Source organism: Sulfuricaulis sp., from assembly GCF_041499725.1.
Lineage (GTDB): Bacteria > Pseudomonadota > Gammaproteobacteria > Acidiferrobacterales > Sulfurifustaceae > Sulfuricaulis.
In genome coordinates this window covers 1-4,663 of sequence record NZ_JBGQKW010000128.1, presented here as the reverse complement: position 1 = coordinate 4,663, position 4,663 = coordinate 1, and the positions used below count along the sequence as shown (strand labels likewise).

General features: G+C 61.7%; 4 protein-coding genes. All 4 read right to left on the bottom strand.

Annotation, left to right across the window (positions count from 1 at the left end):
• Positions 1 to 143, bottom strand: a 143-nt coding sequence (locus tag ACC569_RS13940) for a TusE/DsrC/DsvC family sulfur relay protein (protein WP_372524136.1), incomplete at its 3' end; no start/stop codon positions are given.
• Positions 144 to 480: 337 nt separating this feature from the next.
• Entirely contained in the window at positions 481 to 1,284 is an 804-nt protein-coding gene (locus tag ACC569_RS13935) for a class I SAM-dependent methyltransferase (RefSeq protein WP_372524135.1), read from the bottom strand.
• Positions 1,285 to 1,318: 34 nt separating this feature from the next.
• Positions 1,319 to 1,681, bottom strand: coding sequence for a hypothetical protein (locus tag ACC569_RS13930; protein ID WP_372524134.1), 363 nt, complete (start codon positions 1,679 to 1,681; stop codon positions 1,319 to 1,321).
• 30 nt (positions 1,682 to 1,711) lie between these two features.
• Positions 1,712 to 4,396, bottom strand: coding sequence for a GNAT family N-acetyltransferase (locus tag ACC569_RS13925; protein WP_372524133.1), 2,685 nt, complete (start codon positions 4,394 to 4,396; stop codon positions 1,712 to 1,714).
• Positions 4,397 to 4,663 lie beyond the last annotated feature (267 nt).

Genomic DNA, 4,663 nt, shown 5'->3' with positions numbered 1-4,663 from the left:
TAACCGATCAGCCCCCAGCTCTCGTCGTAGAGCCGGACGCCGTCCTGCTCCGCCACCGTTTCGGCGTACTCTTCGCTCCAGTCCTCGGCATGAAGCAGAAATCCCTGTTCGTCTGTCTCGAATACCCGATCATGTACAACCATGTTCATTGGCCACCTCCCGCGAAATGTGTCCGCCGTGTGGATGGCCGCAGTCTGAGCTACTGCGATCTTTTGTTATTTTACGCTTGACGTTCGTTCCATGGGTACAGACGAATGTGACACTAATAACGGTGTTATTCCCGCGCCTGCAGTTTGGCTCTTACCAGCCGCTCGATATCCCCCAGTGAACCGCAACGATTGATTTCTTCCCGTGTGACCCATGTTTCCAGTGCGTCAATGTTCTTGCGAAACACCGCCGGTAGAGCATCATGCCGAATCGCGGAGGCCAACTCAATAACAGGAATCGGCCTGACCGCTTCGCGCCGCCGATCGGTGAGAATTAGGGGTGCTTGACCGCGCGCGTCATCAAATATTGCTGTCGCACCAGATTGTTCCGGGTATACGCGGCGATCAGGGCTTCCAGTTCAGAGCGGAACTGCATCAACTTCGCGGGGTCGTCCTTCAGCGTTTGCACCAGCTTCAGCACCGGCGCGGCGGTCGTTTCGAACAGGTGACGAACGTGTTGCGGACTCATGGCCGGTACATACATCGCATCACGCTCGAACGCCAAATCCGCGACCCGATCGCCGAGACGTTCGCGGACAACGTTCGGGTCGCCCCACTGAGATACCGGCGGGACACCCGGAGGAGGCGGCAGATAGCGGGCCACCAGATTGAACACGCGACCGATGAAAAGCTCCGGCGGCCAGGTGGAAAAAGCAATGCGCCCGCCGGGCTTCAGGACGCGCAGCATCTCGCTCACGGCCACTTCCGGACGCGGCGCGAACATATGACCATACTGGCTCAAAACCACATCGAAGGAAGCGTCAGGATAAGGCAGCTCCTCGGCATCGCCTTCGGTGAATTCCACCGCGACACCCGCGGTTCCGGTATTCCATCGCGCCCGTTCGAGCAACACCGGGGAAAGATCCAGGGCCTTGACCTGCGCGCCGGTACGCGCCGCGGTCACCGCGACCACGCCGGTACCGCAAGCGACGTCGAGCACCTTCTCGCCCGGCTGTACGCGGGCGAAATCGACCAGCCGGCTCGCCGCCGGCGTAGTGTAGGCCTCGAGCGGCACGAACAGCGCCCAGCCTTCGCGCTGCACGGCCTTGAACTGCATAAACGTATTGTCGTTCAGCATTTGTCTTCTCCTGTTTATGGCAACGCGCCATTTATTACACCTGGCGCTTCTGTCCCACCAACCGCTTCAGTTCGTCGAGCGAACGACAACGGTTGATCTCCTCATGACTGATCCATACTTCCAGTCCGCCATCCGTTTTACGGAACACGGCGGGCAGGGCTGCACCATGAATACCGTACTGTCTTGACAGCTCGTCGCGGTGCAGAAACTCGACTGGGATTTTAATCCCGTCGACGAAACGTTTCCATTCATCACGCATGCCGAACGTCGAATGCGTAATGGCACAAAGATTACAGGCGTATGTCTGCGGCGAGACAATCTTGTGGCCGATGTCGAGCAGGGTATTCACGAACCCGCTGTCAGAGTTGTAGACAAAGATAAGAGTGGGTTTGTTCATCGAACGCGCGTGAAGAGAAAAGCGCCGAGATTACAGAGTGCGTTGTACCGCGAAAATCGCCGGCTCATCAGGCAAGGTGCTCACAGAGAAACCGACCCGCTTGACAAGCGACAGCATCGCGCCATTTTCAGCCAGCACCTCGCCCTCCATCTTCTTGAACCCTTTGGCCTTGGCGGCTTCCATCAACAGCGTGAGCAGCCGCGCGCCGACCCCCTTGGTCTGCCAATCGTCGGCAACCACGATGGCGAACTCGCAGCTGTCCCCGTCCGGATTGACGCCGTAGCGCGTTACCGCGATTTCGACCTCCTGGCCGTCCTGCATCACCACGGCAATCAGCGCCAGTTCGCGATCGTAGTCGATCTGCGTAAAGCGCACGAGCATCTCCGGACTGAGCTCCTCCAGCGTTTGCATGAAGCGCATGTACCGCGCCTGCGGCGAAAGATTGCGCACGAACGCCGCTTCGATATCCGCGTCCTCCGGCCGGATCGGCCGCAACACGATATCCGTCCCGTCCGGCAGCTGCATGTGCGAAACGAGATGGGTCGGGTACGGATAAATCGTCATATGCCCGTAGCGGTCGCGCCGCGGCGGTGGCGTTTCCACCACGATGCGCACATCGAGCGCCACGGCTCCTTGCTCGTCGGCCACCAGCGGGTTGATGTCGAGTTCCTTGATTTGCGGCAGTTCGCAGACCATTTCCGACACCGCCAGCAATACCTGCTCGAGCGCGGCATGATTGACGGCCGGCATGTGGCGAAACGCCCCGATCAGCTTGGCGGCGCGCGTGTTGCGGATGAGGTCCCGGACGATAAAGGTATTGAGCGGCGGCAGCGCGCAAGCGCGATCGCGCAGCACCTCGATCGCCACGCCGCCCAAGCCGAAACTGATCACCGGGCCGAAAACCTCGTCGCGTATCACGCCCACGTGCAGTTCACGTCCATGCGGATGCTTGTACATGCGTTCCACGGTGGCGCCGGCGATGCGCGCCTGCGGCCGATGACGTTTCACCGTCTCGACAAGCTCGTGGTACACCGAGCGCACCGCCTGGGCATTGCCGATGTTGAGGCGCACGCCGTTGACGTCTGATTTGTGCGTGATGTCGGGTGAGGAGATCTTGAGCGTCACGGGGTAGCCGATCGACTCCGCCATCACCAGTGCCTCGCCCTCGCTGTGCGCCTCCATCGCCGGCATCAATGGAATGCCGAATGCGTTCAACACCGCGCGCGCTTCCATTCCAGTGAGCAGTGACCGGTGTTCGGCGAGCGCGGCGTCGATGATCAGGCGCGCGCCATCAGCATCGGGGCTGCTGTGCGGTGACAGCGGACCCGGTACCTGGCGCAGTAACAGCTGGTTGCGTTGGTAATTGGCGAGATAGGCGAAGGCCTCGACCGACGCCTCGGGGCTGGGAAATTCCGGGAGTCGATGCTCGGTGAAAAGCGCGCGCGCCACCAGCACCTGCGCCTCTCCCATCCAGCAGGCCAGCACGAGCTTGTCGGTGCCGGCCGCGAGTTCCACGATGTGCTTGGCCACGGCGAGCGGATCGGTCATGGCTTGAGGGGTCAACATCACCATCAAGCCGTCCACGTTGGGATCGGCCAGGCAAGCCTCGGAAGCGGCGCGAAACCGCGACGGGGACGCATCGCCCAGAATGTCCACCGGGTTGCCGTGCGACCAGTGCGCGGGCAGAAGCTTATCGAGCCGCGCCATCGTGGTTTCCGACAAGGTCGCCAACTCGACACCGAGATCGGCCGCGCGATCCGCGGCGAGCACGCCGGGTCCGCCGGCGTTGGTCACGATCGCCAGCCGGTGACCGCGCACGCGATACTTCGTGGCCAGCAACTCCGCGGCGGAGAACAGCTGCTCGATGGTCATGGCGCGCACCGCGCCGGCGCGCGCGAGCGCGGCATCGAACACGTCGTCCGCACCCACCAGCGCGCCGGTATGTGACATCGCGGCGCGCGACCCCGCGGCATGCCGGCCGGCCTTGACGACCACGACCGGTTTCAGGCGCGCGGCGACGCGCAACGCGCTCAGGAACCGGCGCGACTGACGAATACCCTCGATGTAAAGCAGGATGCTGTGGGTGGCGGGATCGACCGCGAGGTAATCCAGCAAGTCGCCAAAATCGATATCGGACCCTTCGCCGAGCGACACCACCGCCGAGAAACCCACGTGATGGGCCTCGGCCCAGTCGAGAATCGCCGTGCACAACGCGCCGGATTGCGAGACCAGCGCGAGCGAGCCGGAGCGCGCGGTATTATTGGTGAACGTGGCGTTGAGTTTCGTCGCGGGGCGTATCAGCCCGAGGCAGTTCGGCCCGAGCAGGCGCATATGGTACCGCCTTGCCTCGGCGAGCAGCGCCGTTTCGAGTTCGATCCCGGTGGTCTTTTCCTGGCCTTCGGCAAACCCCGCCGAGTGGATGATCGCCGCGCGCACGCCATGTTCGCCGCATTCATGGATGATTCCCGGCACCGTGGCAGCCGGCGTGGCAATCACCGCGAGGTCCACGGGCGCACCCGTTTCAGCGATCGAGTGAAAACAGCGCCGACCGGCGACGGTGTCATGCTTGGGATTGATGGGAAAGACCGGCCCGTCGAAACCGGCCGCCAGCAAATTGCTCAGAACACGCCCGGCGACCGAGTCTTTACGGTCCGACGCGCCGAAAACCGCGATCGCGCGCGGGGCAAACAGCCGATCAAGGTAATGCGGACCCATGTGTTAGTGCACTCCATGCACTACGCTAGATAGCCCTATTGTACGCGATGCCGTGCTATTTGCTGCGCCGGGCGTTGGAGTTTTGCTGAAAGGCACCTGACTAACGAGAATTAAGTAACCTCTCTAATTAAGTCCGTTCGTGGTGAGCCCGTCGAACCACGAACGGACGAATCGTCTGCCATTTACGGCATTTCCCGTTCGCCCTTCGACAAGCTCAGGGCGAACGGGAAACTTGATTAAAGGTTCCCTAATTGTTGAGACTTTACG